Genomic DNA, 18596 nt, shown 5'->3' with positions numbered 1-18596 from the left:
GTGCACGATCATCGAGACAGGTCTTGGATGTCGGCCTGGAAGACCAGCACGAGTGTCAGATAGACGAGCGATGCGAAGACGCCGGCCATCGTACCGAAAATGTCCCGGGCAAGGGCGCCACGCATCAAGTAAGCGGGAATCCCGATCGCCATATAAGCGACCAGGAACACGATCGCGATCATAAGCGGTGGTGGCATCTCAAGAATGAGATAGGCAATTTCGCGCATATTCCTGGCTTCTCGTCAATATCGGTCAGTTCATCTCGGATGTCTCGACATCGACCCGCCGCGTCGCAGCGAGTGCGACATCACCGTCTTCACCGGAGTTGGGCAACGAGCGCGTCTGCGCCCTTGTCGATGCCAGTCCGAGCGGCACTGAGCGAACCGAATGCAGCCGGCAGGTTCATGGCGTTCGGATATTGCTTTGTCACATATGCACTTAGCAGTCGACCGCTCAAGCTGTCGTAGACTTCGACGGCGTATGAAACCGAACCGCTGAACGCTCCCTTGCCACCCCGAATTGCCTGCGCGCCGTTATAGAGATTGCCGGCGATATCGAAATGCATGGCTTGTCCGACAATCGCCGTGGTTTTCTCCGCGCCAGTCAGAGTGAGCCTTACGCGCAGTGTCGCAGGGGATGGCTTCGACGCGACTTGGAAGCGCTTTGCGAGTTTGTCGGCGAACACCCTCCCCATGTAATCGGCAAGCGCCGTCTTGTCCTCGCCGTTCAAGTCGCCGAACTGATTGTCCTGACCGGCATATACGACGACCGGATCCACGATCACCTGCCGGTATTGCGACCAGTCCACGCGTGCCGCGTATCGGTACGGCACCTTTGCGGCGTCACCGCCGCGGTTCTGTGTCAGCTGTAGCGAGGAGGCAATGCCCGAATAGGCAACGGGCTGCACACCGGCGCATGCGGCCAACGTCACCATCGTGACGCCGGAAAAGATGAAAGAGCCAAATTTAGGTGTGAGCATGTCGGATTCCATGGAAGGCGCTCGGCCGGCACTAGAGGTGAAATTGCGAAAGGGTTGACGCAAGGGAAGCGTAGCATCGTCCTTGCCATATGTAAACCGTCTGCCCGGTTTGTTTTTTGAAAAGAAATCGCCAAGGTACAATGGGGGGTTGCGGCCGAGAGCATCATCTCGAGTTCGCCTGGACCTACCGCCACATCACCGCGCACAAGCGCGACACCATCGCGAATATTAAATGGACAACCAGACTCGCTCGGAAATATCCCGCAAGAAGGCAATCGATGCAGCACTCAGCATCCTCACTCGCGACGGCGTGGGAGGCTTGACGTTCGACGCGCTCTCGCGCGAGAGCGGCATCAGCAAGGGGGGGTTGTTGCATCAGTTTCGTACCAAGCAGGGTGTGCTCCAGGCGTTACTCGAATTCCAGCAGCAGCAATTCGAACAGTTCGGGCGCGATTACCTCGTCAAGGAAGGAGCGTCGAAGGTCGAGCCGACGCTCGCGGCCCAGATCGCGATTTTTCGGGAAGCCATCAATCAACCGAATTCGGTCGCACGCGCGGTGCTGGCGGCAATCATCGAAAGTCCGGAATTGCTAGAGGGCCGAAACAACGTTGATGCCGACAAGCTGAAAACAATGGACAAGGAGGCTGACGATTTCGAACTCTCGCTTCTGCGTTACTTCGCGGCGAGTGGCATCGCGTTCAATGTGCTGCTTGGCGTGACACCGCTAACAGGGGCCATGCGAAATCGACTATTCACTCGCCTGCTGAACGAAGAAAGCTGGCAAACCAAGACGGTCAAGCGCAAACCTAGGTAATCGTTTGCTCTTTCGTCGCGGTTGAAGTTCGTAAATTCTGCCAATGGCGCCAATCGTGTCCGCTTATTCTGCTAACGTACCGTCCTGCTCGCTCATTTCCCAGAGCATTGGAACGCTGACCTGATATCGCGCAGCAACACGAACTGGAGTTGACCCTGTAGTTCCGGGCACGGCGTCACACTAAGGTTGCTGAATCCAGCGAGCGCCGGAACTCGCGAGGCGGGCGATATTTCAGCGCGCTATGGGGATGCTTCTCGTTGTAATGCTCGAACGCGATGGCCAGGTTGCGTGCAGCAGTCGCCGCATCCGACTTCGGCATGAAGGCGACGTAGTCGCGCTTCATCGTTTTCACGAAGCTCCCAGCCATCCCGTTACTTTGCGGGCTGCACACCGGCGTGGTCAATGGCTTCAGGCCGATGGCTGCTGCGAACCGGCGCGTATCGTCGGCCGTGTAGCCCGAACCGTTGTCGCTCAGCCACTCGATTTCGGACGGTGTATGCGGTCCGTTGCCAAACCGGTTTTCCACTGCAGCCAGCATCACGTCGCGAACGATGTCGCCGCTATGGCCTGCCCTCGTGACCGCCCAACTCATCGCTCCACGGTCGCAGCAATCCAGCGCAATCGTCACGCGCAGCGGTTCTCCGTTGTCGCAGCGGAACTCGAAGCCGTCCGAGCACCATCGCTGATTGCTGCGCGCCACGGCCACCTTGCCGTCATGTCGACGTTGCGGCCGAGGCGGATTCGGTCGGCGCTGCATCAGCAGCCCGTGCGTGCGCATGACGCGATGGATGCGCTTAGCGTTGAACGGGACCAGTCCAAGCGCAACGCGCTCGTTACGCAACGTGCCCCAAACCCGCCGATAGCCATAGCTGGGCAAATCGCCGACGACCCGGCGGATTTCCTCGACCACGACCGCATCGTCGGTCTGCCTCGATTGACGGCCATCGCGCCACGTCGTCGGACGCGACAGTCGTGCCGATACGTTCGAGCGCGACACGCCGAGAACTTCACAACCCAGTTTCACTGGTCGTCTATATGAACGTCTCCCGTTTGTGCAGGTTTTCTTGTGCGTTGACGGACAGGATGGGTTGCAGCTCTATATCCGGCCTTCTTGCAGCCGGTACTCCCGCTGCGGGCCCCGATGAAATCCGCTGACTCGTGCCTCATTCCTCCGGCGAGCTCGAGACTCTACGACCAGTTCAGGCTTGGCGAGTCACGGTCTTACCTGGTTCGTCATCACACGCAAAACGCCTGCGCAACCTTTCGACAGTTCTCCCCTCTGCAGAACGTTGATCTTCTACGCGGCAAAGCCCATCATGCCGGCTTTGCACTCACGTAGGTCTTCTCGTACGGCTTTTCGTGTGCAAGAACGGCCCAAATCGTTCGTGCCATCTTGTTAGCCAACGCAACGATCACCACATTCGGTGGCCGACGCTTTCTGATTTGCTCAATCCATGGTCCGGGATCTTTTGCGTTTGCCAACACACTGCGCGCACCGTGAATCAGCAACGTGCGCAGATACGTGTCGCCGCGCTTGCTGATGCCCTGCAGATTGACCTTGCCTCCCGACCCTGACTGCTTCGGTACCAATCCGATGTATGCCGCGAATTCCCGCCCAGATCTAAACACCTTCGCGTCTCCCATCGTTGCCACCGCCGCGGTGGCCGTGAGCAATCCGATTCCTGGTATCGCAGCGATAGTCGCGCACGCCCGATCTTGCTTCATCCATGTTCTCAGCCGCCTCTCGATTGTCGCGATCTGTTCGTCCAGCTTCGCCAGACCATTCCACTGCTCACGTAGCGTGTCGATCAGCATCGCCGGTAGGCGCTCAGCGAGCCGCTCCAGCACTCCAGATATCCCTTTATCGAGCGCCGCACGGCTCGTGCCCATTACTTCACCGTATTCGGTCAACAAACCGCGCAGCGCGTTGATCTGCATGGTCCGGACCTTCACCAGTTGCTGGCGCATTCGGTGCATCGCCAGTACGGCTTGTTGATCCTCGGTCTTTACCGCGACTGCTTTGCATGGCTGCTGCACTGCGAGCCATATTGCTCTCGCATCCGCTGCGTCGTTCTTGTTGCCGATGTTGAACGCCTTGACGAAGCGCGCCGGCATCAACTTAACCTGATGCCCCATCTTCTCCAACTCGCGTGCCCAGTGCTGTGAGCCGCCACATGCCTCCATGCCGATCAGACATGGCGTCCGGTTTGCAAAATACTCGAGGAATCCGGCGCGCTTGATTGCCTTATTCACAACCTCACCCGTTTCCATATTCACGTGGTGGACCTGAAACAGAGACTTTGCGATGTCAATCCCAACTGGCGTAAGCTTCATGAGGATCCTCCGGTTTGCCTGTGAAGACCTCAATGATCTTCCTCTTGGACACTCTGATGCCGTCGGCCCGTGAGGATCCACCTTCCTGAGCCTCCCACGCTCGTGGATCGCGAGGGTGGGAGACGTTCATTTCATTCCTCCGGCAGCGAGGGCGAGTGCGCTATCCATTAATAGGATGGTCCGCCCCTCCCGCAGTCGCATAATCGGCGGTGACACGTACAACTTCCGACGAGGTGTGTCATGAGTCAGCCTGTCAAACCTGTCGTGGTTCGCATGGGCATCGACATCGGCAAATCAGCGTTTCACGTCGTCGGACTCGATTTCGCTGGCAAGCCGGTGTTCAGAAACCGCTTCACTCGCGAAAGCCTCATCGAATTTCTCGCCCGTGCGTCACCAACAGTTGTCGGGATGGAGGCCTGCCCTGGCAGTAACTGGCTTGCTCGTAAGGCCGCCCTCTCCGGTCACGAGGTCCGGATAGTCCCCGCGCAGTTCGACAAACCGTTCGTCAAGTCCAACAAGACGGACATGATCGACGCAGAGACGATCGCCGAAGCAATCTCCCGTCCTACCATGCGCTTCGCACAGCCGAAGACAGAGGCCCAGCTCGATTTACAAGCGCTACACCGTGTCCGGCAACGGCTCGTTTCCAACAAGACGCCCGTCATCAATCAGGCCCGTGCTTTTCTACTCGAATATGGTCTCACCATCAGTGTCGGCGCCGCATACTTCGTCCGTGACATGCCATCGATTCTCTCAGATGACCAAAACGGACTGACTCCGTCGATGCGCCGCCTGCTCGAGGAGCTATGGCAGGAATATCGTTCCATCGAGGCACGTCTGCTGCAACTTCGGCAGCAAATCGAATCTATTGCCAGCGCCGACGATGCTGCTACCCGACTGACATCAGTGCCGGGTATCGGCCAACTCACAGCGACGGCCATTACTGCTTTCGCCGGGACAGGCACTCAATTCAAATCCGGTCGGCATCTGGCTGCCTGGCTTGGGCTTGTGCCGAAGAAATTCTCGACGGGTGGCAAACAGTGCTTGCTCGGAATCAGTAAGCGCGGCAATCCCTATTTGCGCAAGCTGCTTGTGCACGGCGCTCGTTCCTGCGTGCTGCATCTCGATCGAACAAAAGATCATCTCGGCGCCTGGATAGCCCGAATGGAAGCACGGGGCATACATCGCAACCAGATCATCGTCGCTTTGGCCAACAAGCTCGCAAGAATTTCGTGGGCCGTGCTGACCCGCCAAGGTGCGTTCTATCTTAGGCAACCGAAACAGCAGTAGGAGGTAATGAACACCCTTCCAAGTTTGCAGGCTGATACCTGATGACGAAACTGTGCTACGGCGTTCGGTAAACCCGGGACAAAAAAGCGGTCCTTGAGGTCAGTCCATTTATTGGGAACCGAGCGCGCATATCCCAACATGGCCTTGCCGCCAAAAGCGGCTGACTGGCGAGAGGCCGGATACATTTACGCAAACTGCTTCGTCACACAGAACCCGCTTGCAAAACCGGGGCGGACCATACATTTTTGCCCGGCCGTACTCGACTGCTTCTCGGAGAATCTCGTTCTCCATAGTCTTCTTGCCGAGCATCCGTTGCAGCTCGCGAATCTGCTTGAGCACATCGGCCCGCTCCGATGCCGGAACCACTTCCTCGCCAGCCTTGACTGCTGACAGGCTCCCGTCCTGGTACAGCTTGCGCCGATGGAACAGCTGGTTCGGGTTCACGCCGTGCTGGCGCGCGACTATCGAAACCGACTTCCCCGGCTCGAAGTTCTCGCGCACCATCGCCAGCTTCTGCTCCGCCGTCCAGCGCCGCCGACGCTCTGGGCCCGTCAACACTTCCATCACTTCCTGCCTGGTGTTAGTCAAAAACACAGTCTTATGCCTACCCGCTAGTTTAAGCGAGAGGCTACGTCCGGTGTTTCAGGGGGCTGCTCCAAACAGATAACGGCAGAGCGCGTTATGCAACGAGGGCAATACAGCAAAGACGCTAGTGAGGACGAGGATCTGCATCAACTGGGTTGACCACTCGCCGACAAACCGTGTATGGGCGCTAAACACAAACGTGATGGGATTGGCAGTCGCCTCATGCTTAACGTTCTGACCTGAATAGGCGAGGGAAACTTCACGGTAATGCCAACTTCGCCCATCTGAAGACACTACCTGGCATTGGCTCGGTAATCGCCATGACTATCCTCGCCGCGGTCGGCGACCTGCACCGCGTCGGTCACCGTCATCTACTGTACGAAGTACTAAGGAAAGTAAGGTCCAGCACACACCCACTTATTGCTCGCGCAAGATCCGGTAAGGCCGGCGCCACAGCAGACCCTCATCGCACTGGCAGGGCGATGCAGCGACGTCCTATTCGCCGTGCTTCGTGATGGCACCATTTACCAACCCAAGTCAGCACCTAACGCTTGACGAGAGACATAGGGGCACCTCGACGAGCTAGAGAAGAACGCTAGCCTGAAAGCCGCCACCCCGTTGACAATCACGCACACTGGCGTCCCCCTTGCCTTGGGGCGAGCCATTGTGCGCCCCGCTTTGAACACACTGATAAGGATATTTACAAAATCCTTAATGTTGGAGTTTTCTTGCAATTTTTGACATAAAACATCATTTTTATACTCATTAATCCCACATTTTTTGGACTTTTCTTCCAATTCCCTGCTTCCAGCTGATGCCACTGCGCCCCCATGTGCAGGTGGCACGACGAACAGCGCCGGGGCTTAGTCAATGCCTCGTGCTGAATTTTTTCTGGTTATCATCTTCGCCAGATTCAATTGGAGTATGCAACAGTGTCCGAGACGTTCTTGGTTGCGCACGGTAGCCAACGCCGCCTCTAGTCCTGCCAGCAGCAAGTTTGCTTTGGCTGCAGCCGGGTTCGGATTCTTGAACGGACATATTGGTTAGATCATGAACCTGCACGCTGAAACACGGTGCTTCTCGGATGTGTTCCTCCATTCCCAGGCGATCGTGAACTGGTCGCAGCACTACGATCAGATCAGTCCCGGCACCGCCACGACGTCGCTGCGCCAGGTTGCCGGCCAGCGCTTTCACGTCTTTCGCGAACGCATCAACCAGCGCGTCATGCAACACGGGATGGCGCCGCGCGACCGCCTCTGCTTCGCGCTGCCGATCGCCAGCTCGGTCGCGCCGGTGGTCCAGGGGCGCACCGTCGAGCGCCCGAGCCTGCTAACCTTGCGCGGCGGCGAGGAGTTCGTCGCCCATCTTCCTTGCGATACCGAAGTGCTCGCGTTCACGATCGATCGCACGCTCACGGCCGATCGCGCACTCGACGAACTCGCGAACCTACCCGCGCGCGTGCTGAAGCAGCCGGTGCTGCCCATCTCGCCCGCGCGTTACGGCCATGCGTTGGATGGCCTCGAGCGCGTGCTCTGCCAGGCGCTCGACAGCGGTTCGCTCACGGCGCGCGATGCGTTCGACGAACGCGTGCTCGCGCACAGCGTCGTCGGCATCCTGCTCGACCTCGTGCAGTCCGATGAATCGGATGCCGGTGCGCTGCCGTCGGCATCAACGCAAAGCTACATCGTTCGCCGCAGCCAGGAAATCGCGCTGGAAAGCGACGACGTGCCGACGGTCATCGATCTCTGTTATCACCTTCGAATCAGCCGCCGTACGCTGCAATACAGCTTCCAGAACGTCGTCGGCACCACGCCGACGGCCTACCTCCGCTCGATCCGGCTGAACGCGGTGCGACGCTTCCTGATGACGACACCCGAGACGATGCGGATCGGCGACGCGGCGGCGCAATTCGGCTTTTGCCACTTCGGGCGCTTCTCCGCGTACTACCAGCAACATTTCCACGAGCTGCCGTCGCACACGCCGCGCTTGAGCTGAGGCCGCGCATCCGCGGCGCGGTGTGCCGCTGCGTCGCATCCGGGTAATCCCCTGCCGCCCGGCGCGCGCGGATTGCCGATAACGGACAACGTCCGCTTTTTCGGCACCGTAAATTTTGTCGTCGACCCGCTCGAGCGCTCCGTGCGCGACACCGGGCGGCCGTCGAAGCGCATACCTGTGTCGTCGGCGGACGGCAGCCTTCGCTGCCGGATCGTCAGGATCGGCCCGCGACGCAGGGACATTGATCAGGCATGCCGGTATCGACTCCTGACGGACGATCCGGTCAGCAGGACTACCCATGAACGAACTGTCATCCCGGTCCGAAGCAGGGCTCAGCAAAAACGCCGTCGGACTTTCACATATCGTCTTCTTCGTCGTCGCCGCGGCCGCGCCGCTCACCGCGATGGTCGGCGCGACGCCCGCGGCATTCTCGCTCGGCAACGGCCCCGGCGTGCCCGGCGTATTCGTGCTGGCGGGCGTGATGTACCTGATCTTCAGCATCGGCTACGCAGCGATGAGCCGGCACATCTCCAACGCGGGCGCGTTCTATGCGTATATCGCGAACGGGCTCGGGCGCCCGGTCGGCGTGGGCGGCGCGTTCGTCGCGATCGTCGCGTACAACGCCGTGCAGATCGCGATCTACTGCATGTTCGGCTTCTTCCTGAACAATGGCGTCCAGCAGCACTACGGCATCGACGTTCCGTGGTGGGCGTTCGCGCTGGCCTGCGTCGTCGCCGTGCACTTCTGCGGCGCGCGGCACATCGAGTTCAGCGGGCGGCTGCTCGGCATGCTGATGATCGGCGAGATCGCGATCGTGATGCTGCTCGATCTCGCGATCGTCGTGCACGGCGCGAGCGCCGGCGGCTTCAGCGCGAAGCCGTTCAGCCCCGCGATGGTGTTCACGCCCGGGCTCGGCACCGCGCTCGTGTTCGTCCTCGGCTCGTACATGGGCTTCGAGGCGACGGCGATCTTCTCCGAGGAAGCCCGCGACCCGAAACGCACGATCCCGCGCGCCACATACCTGGCCGTGATCCTGATCATGGTGTTCTATGCGCTGTCGTCGTGGGCGATCGTCGAGGCGTGGGGCGAAGGGCAGATCACCGCACAAGCGACTCGCGATCCGGCCAATCTGTGGTTTGCCGTCAGCGGCCGGCTGCTCGGCGGCATCGCGACGGACGCGATGAACGTGCTGCTCGTCACGAGCCTGTTCGCGGCCATCCTGTCGTTCCACAATACGATCACGCGCTATTTCTACGCGATGGGCCGCGAACGCGTGCTGTGGCGCAAGCTCGGCCATACGTGCCCCGTGCATCGCTGCCCCGACGTCGCCGGGAAAGTGCAGACGCTGATCGCGCTCGCGGCGATCGCCGGCTCCGCCGCCTTCCGCCTCGATCCGTTCGCGGTCGTGTTCTCGTGGATGAGCGCGCTGGCCACGATCGGCATCATCGCGGTGCAGATCCTCGTCGCTGCCTCGGTCATCGCGTTCTTCGCGCGAGATCACCGCGACGCCAGCCTCGTGCACCGCCTGATCGCGCCGCTCGTCAGCGTGATCGCGCTCGGCGCATGCCTCGTGCTGGTCGTGCGCAACCTGTCCGTGCTGAGCGGATCGGATTCGACCTTCGTCGCGATGTTTCCGTACTTCCTGCTTGCCATCGGCGTGCTCGGCATCCGCGCCGCGCTGCGTTTGAAGCGCAGCGATCCCGACCTGTACCGCGAACTCGGACGCGCCGTCCAGTAGCCGCCACCCGGCCGGTGCCGCGCGCGGCACCGCCATCGCCTTGCTCCGCCCCTGACGCTTTGCCGCTGCCGGCGCGCCTTTGCACGGGTATTCCCTATCCCGATCGCGCGGCAACGATTGCCGATAGCGGACAAGGCCCGCCATTTCATCGACATACAGTGGATCCGACGTTGAAGCCGGGCCGTGACAGCCACCATCGCCTCGACCGGCCCGGCCCGACGATTCGCCCTTGGGAATTACGGACACCATGATGAAAATTCAGAACCTGATCGGCGGCCGGCATTGCGATGCGTCTGCCGGCCGCACCTTCGAAAAGCTGGCGCCGGCGACCGGCGACTATGTCGCCGCCGTGCCCGCGTCGAGCGCCGAAGACGTCGATCGCGCGGTGCGCGCCGCACACGGCGCACTGCACGACGACGCATGGGCGCGCGCGGGCGGATCGGCCCGGGCCCGCTGGCTGCTTCGGCTGGCGGACCTGGTCGAGCGCGACAGCGATGCGCTGGCCGAACTCCTGGCCGCCGAACAAGGCCGTCCGCTTGCCGAGATGCGCATGATGGACCTCCCGATGAGCATCGACACGCTGCGCTACTTCGCCGGCTGGGCCGACAAGCTCGAGGGCCGCACGATTCCGACCGACGGCTTCATGGGCCGCCCGACGCTCAGCTACACGCGCCGGGCGCCGGTGGGTGTCGCCGCTCAGATCATCCCGTGGAACGCGCCGCTGATGATCGCCGTGTGGAAACTTGCACCGGCGCTCGCGGCCGGCTGCCCGGTGGTCATCAAGCCGTCGGAGGACACGCCGCTGGCGCTGTCGCGGCTCGGCGAACTCGTCTGCGAAGCCGGCCTGCCCGCCGGGGTCGTGAACATCGTCCACGGCATCGGTTCGGAAGTCGGCGCCGCGCTGGTCACGCACCCGCTCGTGAGCAAGATCAGCTTCACCGGCAGCACCGAAGTCGGCCGTGCGATCGCGGGCGCAGCAGCCAAGACCTTCAAGCGCGTCACGCTCGAACTCGGCGGCAAGGCCGCGCAGATCGTGTTCGCGGATGCCGATCTCGACCGCGCGATCCCGTCGCTGATGGCCGGCATGTTCGCGAACCAGGGGCAGACATGCGCGGCCGGCTCGCGCGTGCTCGCGCACCGCTCGATCGCCGGTGCACTCGAAGAGCGCCTCGCCGACGCCACCCGCGCGATCCGCGTCGGCCCGCCGTCGGAGCCCGGCGTGCAAATGGGCGCGCTCATCAACCCGCGCCACCTCGCGCGCGTGCGTGCGCACGTCGAAGGCGCGCTCGCCGAAGGCGCGATCCTGCTCGCCGGCGACGAACAGGTGCCGCCGCGCGGCTGCTTCATGCGCCCGACGATTCTCGGCGGCGTGCATCCGGACATGCGGATCGCCCGTGAAGAAGTGTTCGGCCCGGTCGGCATGGTCATGCCGTTCGACACCGAGGACGACGCGGTCCGCATCGCCAACGACACGCCGTTCGGCCTGTCCGCGTCGGTCTGGACGCAGGACGTCGGCACCGCGCACCGCGTCGCCGAGCGGCTCGACGTCGGCGCCGTCGCGATCAATGCATGGAGCCCGATCGACGCACGCCTGCCGTGGGGCGGCACCAAGCAGAGCGGGATCGGCCGCGACCTGTCGAAGGCCGCGCTCGATTCGTACCTCGAGGAAAAGATCATCACCGCAGCCCTGTGATCCCGCGGCGCACGTCGCGCCGCACTGTGTTCAAGCACTTCGTGAGAGAACTACCATGGACTACCAAAAGCGACAAAAGCGATTCTGGCACCCGATGAGCTCGGCGGCCGCCGGCCATACAACCCCCACCGTGATCATCGAGCGCGGCGACGGCAACTACGTGTACGACGTCGAGGGCCACCGCATGCTCGACGGCGTCGGCGGGCTGTGGAACGTCAACGTCGGCCACAACCGGCCGGAAGTGAAGGCCGCGATCGCCCGCCAGATGGACGAGCTTTCCTACTACCAGACCTTCGACGGCGTCGCCCATCCGCGCGTGTACGACCTGGCCGACCGCCTGTGCGCGATGTTCGCGCAGGAGGACATGCAGCGGGTGATGTTCGGCAGCGGCGGTTCCGACGCGGTCGAGACCGCGCTCAAGATGGCGCGCCAGTACTGGGTCGCCGCGGGCGAGCCGTCGCGCACGAAATTCCTGTCGCTGCGCAACGGTTATCACGGCGTGCACGTCGGCGGCACGTCGATCGGCGGCAACGGTGTCTACCATTACAATCACGGCCCGCTGCTGCCCGGCTGCGTGCTGCTCGACACCCCGTGGCTCTATCGCAACCCGTGGAACTGCGACGATCCGCTGCAACTCGTCGAGCATTGCATCCGGCAGCTCGAGGAAACGATCGCGTTCCATGGCCCGCAGACCATCGCCGCGTTCGTCGCCGAACCGGTGCAGGGCGCGGGCGGCCTGATCGTCCCGCCCGCCGACTACTGGGCGCGCGTGCGCGCCGTGTGCGACCGCAACGGCATCCTGCTGATCGCCGACGAGGTGGTCACCGGTTTCGGCCGCACCGGCAGCCTGCTCGGCAGCCGCGGCTGGGGCGTCACCGCCGACATCCTGTGCGTCGCCAAGGGCATTTCCGCCGGCTACGTGCCGCTCGGCGCGACGCTGTACAACGGCCGCATCGCGCAGGCGATCGAACATGGCGCGGGCTTCTCGCACATGGTCATGCACGGCTATACGTACAGCGGCCATCCGCTCGCGTGCGCCGCGTCGCTCGCGGTGCTCGACATCGTCGAAGCCGAGGATCTGCCGGGCAATGCGGCACGGGTGGGCCAGCGCCTGCTCGAGCATCTGCTGCCGCTGAAGGCCGATTTCGAGACCGTCGGCGACGTCCGCGGCAAGGGGCTGATGCTGGCGCTCGATCTCGTGACCGACAAGGCCAGCCGCACGCCGCTCGATCCGGGCAAGGGCTTCGCCGCGCGCGTGGCCGATGCCGCGCGCAAGCGCGGCGTCCTGGTCCGCGCGATCGCCAACAAGGTCGTGATGTCGCCGCCGCTGACGCTCAAGCAGGACGAGGCCGACTTCATCGCGGTAACGCTGCGCGAGGCGCTGCAGGAGTGCTGCGCGGATTCGCAATCGATCGCCTGAGCGCACGGACAGACGGGCGCACGGACTTTTCGTCGAAGGTTCGTGCGCCGCGATCCGGCCTCGGTTCGACGAAGATCGCCGCGGGACGTCGAAGTCGACGATCGGCATCCCGCCTGTCGCAATTTCGCTTTCAAGGAACACAAGCCAAATGGAAAACCAGGCCATTGCATTCACGATCGAGAAATACCCGCTCGCGCTTCGGCTGCTTCACTGGGTCAGGGCGATCCTGATCGGCGCGCAGCTGTGGACCGGATGGACCATGGTCCGGCTCGACGACAACCTGCCGGCCAAGTTCGACTGGTACTACCCGACCCACAAGGAGTTCGGCGTGCTCACGCTGCTGGTGGTGCTGACGCAGCTGGCGATTCGCTCGATGAAGCCGCTGCCGCCGCTGCCGTCGAGCCTGCCGAGGCTGGACCGGAAGCTCGCCAAGATCGCGCACTACCTGCTGTATGCGCTGGCGATCATCGTGCCGCTGATGGGTTATTCGATGTCCAGCACGTATACGCAAAGCGACGGCGTGCCGTTCTTCTTTTTCCGCGTGCCCGAGCTGCTGCCGAAGAACGACCACTGGTTCGAGGCATTCCAGTGGCTGCACAAGACGCTGGCCTACACGCTGCTTGCGCTCGTCGTCCTGCATATCCTCGCCGCGCTGAAACACCGGTTCTTCGACTCGAACCGCGAAAACGACGTGTTGCGGCGCATGCTGTAACGCTGCGCCAATACAGGGCCGCGGTCCCGGCGACGCTCCGCGTTCGGGGCGCTCGACCACGGCGGCCCGGTTTCTTTCATTTCCAATATTTCGTTTTACTAACTACAGACGGGCCGTTTCGAGCGTCCGGTGTTCCCGCACGCCATCGAAAGCGGCACCGCACGGCCCTACCGGCCCTCACCTGGAGATCGACGATGAAGAAGATGATTGCGGCCGTATCGGCCGCCGGCGCGATGGGCTTCAGCCTGACGGCGCACGCGCAGAGTACCGTGACGCTTTACGGGTTGATCGACGAAGGCATCAATTTCACGAGCAACGCGGGCGGCAGCAAGGCCTACCAGATGGTCAGCGGCGACACCGTCGGCAGCAACTGGGGGCTGAAAGGCACGGAAGACCTCGGCGGCGGGCTGAGGGCGCTGTTCCAGCTCGAAAACGGCTTCAACGCGAGCACGGGCGCGCTCGGCGTGACGTCGCGGATGTTCGGCAGGCAGGCGTATGTCGGGCTCGATTCCGACCGGTTCGGCACGCTCACGTTCGGCCGCCAGTACGATCCCACGCTCGACATGTGGAGCACCTTCACGGCCACCGGAAACTGGCTTGGCGACTTCGGCGCGCACCCGTACGACAACGACAATGCCGACTGGGACTACCGCATCCAGAACAGCGTCAAGTACGTGTCGCCCACGTACGCCGGCTTCAAGGGCGAAGTGCTCTACGGCCTGTCGAACCAGGCGGGCGGCTTTGCGCGGAACCGGGTGTACAGCGCCGCGCTGCAGTACCAGATGGGCGCGTTCTCCGCCGCCGTCGCGTACCTGAAGGCGAACAACGGCGGCGCGACCGCGAGCGGCGCATTGTCGAGCGACGATACGGTCTTCAGCGGCCGCTCGCAGCAGACCATCGATGCCGGCGCGTCCTACAAGTTCAGCGACAAGCTGACGCTGTCCGCCGCGTATTCGCACGTCGACGTGTACAGCCCCGAATCGAATATCTACTTCGCGAACCAGCCGTCGGCGGGCTCGCAGAACGCGTGGAAATTCGACAACTTCGAGGTCAACGGCCAGTATTTCTTCCGGCCTGACTGCTGGTTCGGCGCCGCCTATACGTACACGCGCGCGCATGTCGCGACCGCGGCGGGCGATGCGTCGCCGAGCTGGCACCAGGTGTCGATGATGCTCGACTACGACCTCAGCAAGCGGACCTCGACCTACATCCAGGGTGCGTACCAGCATGCGACCGGCAACACCGGCACCGACTTCGACTACGCGCACGTGCTCGGCACCGCCGGGCAATCGTCGGGCCGCAATCAGCTGGCGTTGCGCGTCGGGATGATGCATCGGTTCTGATGGCGGCGGCACACGGGCCGGCGCGCGGCATGCGCGGCAGCTCGTGTTTTCCCGTACCGTCAGAACTGATGCCGCACCCCGACGCGAACCGCGGTCTGCGTCGAGCCGGCCGCCGCCCCGCCGAGCGCGGCTTCCACCTGGGCGTCGTAAGCGCTGTCGTGCCCGCGTGCGAACACCGCGTACAGGCCGGTACGCTTCGACAGCGAATAGTCGGCGCTCAGCGTGACCTGGTTGGCCGAGCCGACGTCGCCGCCGCGCTGCTGGAACTGGAAACCGCCGCCCAGCTGCAACGACGGCGTGAGCGCATAGGTCAGCCCGCCGTCGTAGGTGGTTGCCCGCAGCGGTGCGGCGGCGCCGATCCGTACGTCCGACACCATGCCGAAGACGCGGAACCGGCCGAAGTTGTAGCCGGCCCCGCCCGAGAAGTTGCGAAGATTGCCGCCGGCGGTCACGTCGTGCTGGCCGAAATAAGCGAGCGCGGCGCTGAACGCGCCCTGCGTGTAGGACAGCATCGCGCTCTGCACGCTGCTGCGCGCGACCGTGCCGGGCACGTTGCCGAACCCCCACACGCCGCCGAACGACACGCCGCCGAAGATCGGACTCACGTACTTCACCGCATTGTTCACCTGGACGCCCCACACGCGGTTGTCGAGCGCGCCGCCTGCCGACGCATTCGCCGGCAGCCCCCATGCGAGCAGGCCGGCCGGCGTGTTCGCGCCGACCGCGAAGGCCGGCATCAGATCGCCGACGAAATCGAACTGGCGCCCGAGCGTCACGGTGCCCCAGTCGCCGCCGAGGCCGACGTACGCTTGCGAACTGAATGCGGAGCCCGGCACGGTCAGCGCGCCGTCCGACGTCTGGAACTGGCTTTCGAGCCGGAACACGGCGAAGTTGGCGCCGCCGAGATCCTCCCTGCCCGTCAAGCCCCACACGTCGTTGCGCGCCACGCCCGCCTGCAGCGCGAGCTGACGGCCGCCGCGCGGCGCGGACGCCACGTCGCTCGTATAGGTCACGCCGGTGTCCAGCGAACCGTAGAGCGTCACGCTCGATTGCGCGAACGTCGGTGCAACGGCACCGCAACCGCACAATGCCAACATTCGGAACCACACTTTCATCTGCTTCTCCTCATCAAATTTTTCCGGCCGATGCGCTTGCGAACCGACCGGCATGCAGGTGGCATCGATTCGGCATGATTCGCCGCATCAACATAGGATTCCATATCGATTGAAGGCGGCAGGATTCGCCGTTCCGCTGCCGACCTGCGTCCCGCACTTTCGTTGACGCGAATCCGGTAGCCGCGTGCGCGACTTAAGTTAGACTACGGCCCTGTCGTCGCCGCTGCCGCATTCGTGCCGCAGCCCGGCTGCCCGAACCGCTGCCGATCTTCTCGTTCCATTGCCGCAAGCCGCCTGAATCCCGGATCACGCCATGTCGAGCCTCACCAAAATGCTGTCCATCCTCGACGTCTTCTCTTCGTCCGCGACGTCGATGACGGCCGAGGAGATCGCCGAGCTCATGGGCTTTTCGCGGACCACGTGCTACCGCTACGTGAAGGAACTGGCCTCCGTCGGCCTGCTCGTCAGCAGCAACGGCCGCTATACGCTGGGCCCGCGCATCATCCATCTCGACTACAACATGCGGCAGTCGGACCCGACGCTCACCGCCGCGAAACCCGTGATCCAGAAACTGGTTCAGGTCACCGGCGGCGATGCGCTCGTGTCGACGCTGTTCGACGAGCAGATCATCAACGTGATGCACGAAAGCGGCGCCGAGAACCTGCAACTGGGCTTCGGCCGCGGCCGCATCATGCCGCTGTTCCAGGGCGCGTCGTCGAAAGTGATCGTGGCCGCGATGTCGCGCGCGCGCCTGAAACGCCTGCACGACCGGCACAACACAGAACTCGGCGAGTTCGCGTCCGACTGGACGCAGTTCTGGCGCGCCTGCCAGCAGATCGCCGACGCGGGATACTGGATCTCGCGCGGCGAGCTCGACGAAGGCTTCGTCGGCATCGCCGCACCGATTCGCACCGCCAGCAGCGGCGAAATCAACAGCAGCCTGTCGCTGGTCTTTCGCGCCGAACACTTCGCGCTGTTCGACGAGCACGTGCTCGGCAAGCTCCTGATCGACGCCACCGCCCAGATCGGCGCAGCCACCTGAGCATTCGCGCGGCGTCGCAAACGACGCCGCGCACACCGTCAATTCATCTGCGTGATGAATTTGGTGACCAGGTAACCGTCGAACGTCTCCGTGCCTCCCTCGCTGCCGAAACCGCTGTCCTTCACGCCGCCGAACGGGATCTCCGCCGGACCCATCCCGAAGTGATTGATGTTGACCATGCCGGCTTCGAGCGTGCGGCCGATCCGGTGCGCGTTGCGCGCCGAAGCGGTGAACGCGTAAGACGCGAGGCCGAACGGCAAGCGGTTGGCCTCGGCGATCGCATCGTCGAGTTCGTCGAATGGCACGATCCCGACGATCGGGCCGAACGGCTCGTCGTTCATCAGGCGCGACTCGCGCGCCGGGTCCAGCACGACCGTCGGCGCGAAAAAGTGCCCCGGCCCCGGCAAGCGCGTTCCGCCCGCGGCGATCTCCGCGCCTTTTGCCTTTGCATCGGCGACGAATGCGTCGATCTCGGACACGCGTCGCGCATGCGCGAGCGGCCCCATCGTGGTCCCGTCTTCCAGACCGTAGCCGACGCGGATCGTACCGACCGCGTCGAGATACGCGGCGACGAACCGTTCGAACACCGGGAGCTGCACGAAGAACCGCGTCGGCGATACACACACCTGCCCGGCATTGCGAAACTTGTACGCGGCCAGCATCGTCGCGGCGCGTTCGATGTCCGCGTCCGCGCAGACGAGCACCGGCGCATGCCCGCCCAGCTCCATGGTCATGCGCTTCATGTGCGACGCGGCAAGTGCCGCCAATTGCTTGCCGACCGGCACCGAACCGGTGAACGAGATCTTGCGCACCAGCGGCGACTCGATCAGCCGCGTCGACACTTCGCCCGGCACGCCCCAGACGATATTCAGGCAGCCCGCGGGCAACCCGGCATCGTGGAAGATGTGCGCGAGCGCAACTATCGCGCTCGGCGATTCCTCGGGCCCTTTCAGCACCAGCGTGCACCCCGACGCCAACGCGGCCGCGATCTTGTGCATCGCCTGGCTGAACGGGAAATTCCACGGCGAGAACGCCGCGCACACGCCAATCGGTTCCCGCAGCACCGTCTGCGCGACGTCCGGGGAGCGCGCCGGAATGACGCGGCCGTAAGTGCGACGCCCCTCCTCCGCATGCCATTCGAGCTGTTCGGCGGACGACACGACCTCGGCGATCGCCTCGCGCAGCGGCTTGCCCTGGTCCATCGTGATGTGGCGGCCGATGGCTTCGGCACACTCGCGCACGAGCGCTGCGGCACGACGCAGGATGTCCGAGCGCGCGAGCGGCGACTCGCGCCGCCATGCCGCGAATGCGCGATGCGCAGCGTTCACCGCGGCGTCGATATCGTCCGGTGTCGCATGCGGCAATTCGCCGAGCACGGCGCCGGTTCCCGGATCGAGAACGGGCTGCGTGCGCCGGCCGTCGGCCTGCAGGAACCGGCCATCGATATACAGGTGGAGCGGCGCGTAATCGCGTTGCGCATCAGGTGCCATGCGGGAAGTCAGCGGCGTGAACGGAATCAAGACGGATACCTCGGTA

Annotated in this window: 14 protein-coding genes and 2 pseudogenes; 9 read left to right on the top strand and 7 right to left on the bottom strand. The window is 63.4% G+C overall.

What is annotated here, in order from left to right; genetic code table 11:
- Positions 1 to 8: 8 nt before the first annotated feature.
- Both HWX87_RS35395 and HWX87_RS35390 read right to left on the bottom strand, forming a co-directional pair.
- Entirely contained in the window at positions 9 to 227 is a 219-nt protein-coding gene (locus HWX87_RS35395) for a hypothetical protein (protein ID WP_175912613.1), read from the bottom strand.
- An 89-nt stretch (positions 228 to 316) separates the two neighbouring features.
- Positions 317 to 979: a DUF3313 domain-containing protein gene (locus tag HWX87_RS35390; protein WP_175912619.1), complete on the bottom strand. Its 663-nt coding sequence runs from the start codon at positions 977 to 979 to the stop codon at positions 317 to 319.
- A 232-nt stretch (positions 980 to 1211) separates the two neighbouring features.
- Between HWX87_RS35390 and HWX87_RS35385 the strand changes: the two genes are divergently transcribed.
- Positions 1212 to 1793, top strand: coding sequence for a TetR/AcrR family transcriptional regulator (locus tag HWX87_RS35385; RefSeq protein WP_175912611.1), 582 nt, complete (start codon positions 1212 to 1214; stop codon positions 1791 to 1793).
- Positions 1794 to 1968: 175 nt separating this feature from the next.
- On the opposite strand, the pseudogene HWX87_RS35380 reads toward HWX87_RS35385, so the two are convergent.
- Both HWX87_RS35380 and HWX87_RS35375 read right to left on the bottom strand, forming a co-directional pair.
- Positions 1969 to 2823, bottom strand: a pseudogene (locus tag HWX87_RS35380) (IS3 family transposase); the annotation flags it as partial.
- A 284-nt stretch (positions 2824 to 3107) separates the two neighbouring features.
- A complete protein-coding gene (locus HWX87_RS35375) occupies positions 3108 to 4127 on the bottom strand; it encodes an IS110 family transposase (RefSeq protein ID WP_175912695.1) in 1020 nt (339 codons plus the stop codon).
- Positions 4128 to 4367: 240 nt separating this feature from the next.
- On the opposite strand from HWX87_RS35375, the gene HWX87_RS35370 reads away from it, so the two are divergent.
- Positions 4368 to 5417, top strand: coding sequence for an IS110 family transposase (locus tag HWX87_RS35370; RefSeq protein ID WP_244137821.1), 1050 nt, complete (start codon positions 4368 to 4370; stop codon positions 5415 to 5417).
- A gap of 168 nt (positions 5418 to 5585) precedes the next feature.
- On the opposite strand, the pseudogene HWX87_RS35365 reads toward HWX87_RS35370, so the two are convergent.
- Positions 5586 to 5981: pseudogene (locus HWX87_RS35365) on the bottom strand (transposase); the annotation flags it as partial.
- A gap of 1071 nt (positions 5982 to 7052) precedes the next feature.
- Here HWX87_RS35365 and HWX87_RS35355 point away from each other — a divergent pair.
- From HWX87_RS35355 to HWX87_RS35330, 6 genes are all read left to right on the top strand, one after another.
- Positions 7053 to 7997 carry a helix-turn-helix domain-containing protein gene (locus HWX87_RS35355; protein WP_175912598.1) on the top strand — a complete coding sequence of 315 codons (945 nt, stop codon included), beginning with the start codon at positions 7053 to 7055 and terminating at the stop codon, positions 7995 to 7997.
- Between the two features lie 298 nt (positions 7998 to 8295).
- The gene (locus HWX87_RS35350; protein ID WP_152856120.1) at positions 8296 to 9735 is read left to right on the top strand and encodes an APC family permease; all 1440 of its coding nucleotides are present in this window, start codon (positions 8296 to 8298) and stop codon (positions 9733 to 9735) included.
- Positions 9736 to 9982: 247 nt separating this feature from the next.
- Positions 9983 to 11428, top strand: a complete 1446-nt coding sequence (locus tag HWX87_RS35345) for an aldehyde dehydrogenase family protein (RefSeq protein WP_176051484.1) — start codon at positions 9983 to 9985, stop codon at positions 11426 to 11428.
- Positions 11429 to 11483: 55 nt separating this feature from the next.
- A complete protein-coding gene (locus HWX87_RS35340; protein ID WP_176051483.1) occupies positions 11484 to 12848 on the top strand; it encodes an aspartate aminotransferase family protein in 1365 nt (454 codons plus the stop codon).
- A 148-nt stretch (positions 12849 to 12996) separates the two neighbouring features.
- The gene (locus HWX87_RS35335) at positions 12997 to 13560 is read left to right on the top strand and encodes a cytochrome b/b6 domain-containing protein (RefSeq protein WP_176051482.1); all 564 of its coding nucleotides are present in this window, start codon (positions 12997 to 12999) and stop codon (positions 13558 to 13560) included.
- Between the two features lie 194 nt (positions 13561 to 13754).
- The gene (locus HWX87_RS35330; RefSeq protein ID WP_176051481.1) at positions 13755 to 14903 is read left to right on the top strand and encodes a porin; all 1149 of its coding nucleotides are present in this window, start codon (positions 13755 to 13757) and stop codon (positions 14901 to 14903) included.
- A 59-nt stretch (positions 14904 to 14962) separates the two neighbouring features.
- Here the strand turns inward: HWX87_RS35330 and HWX87_RS35325 are convergent, their stop codons facing one another.
- Entirely contained in the window at positions 14963 to 16018 is a 1056-nt protein-coding gene (locus HWX87_RS35325) for a porin (protein ID WP_176051480.1), read from the bottom strand.
- A 313-nt stretch (positions 16019 to 16331) separates the two neighbouring features.
- Here HWX87_RS35325 and HWX87_RS35320 point away from each other — a divergent pair, with 313 nt between their 5' ends.
- Positions 16332 to 17060, top strand: a complete 729-nt coding sequence (locus HWX87_RS35320) for an IclR family transcriptional regulator (RefSeq protein ID WP_175912109.1) — start codon at positions 16332 to 16334, stop codon at positions 17058 to 17060.
- A 38-nt stretch (positions 17061 to 17098) separates the two neighbouring features.
- On the opposite strand, the gene HWX87_RS35315 is transcribed toward HWX87_RS35320, so the two are convergent.
- Entirely contained in the window at positions 17099 to 18550 is a 1452-nt protein-coding gene (locus tag HWX87_RS35315) for an NAD-dependent succinate-semialdehyde dehydrogenase (RefSeq protein ID WP_175912108.1), read from the bottom strand.
- Positions 18551 to 18596 lie beyond the last annotated feature (46 nt).

The sequence above is a fragment of the Burkholderia sp. BCC1644 genome (genome assembly GCF_902833225.1).
GTDB lineage: Bacteria > Pseudomonadota > Gammaproteobacteria > Burkholderiales > Burkholderiaceae > Burkholderia.
The sequence above is the reverse complement of the archived record's forward strand: the minus strand, read 5'-3'. Positions and strand labels throughout refer to the sequence as shown.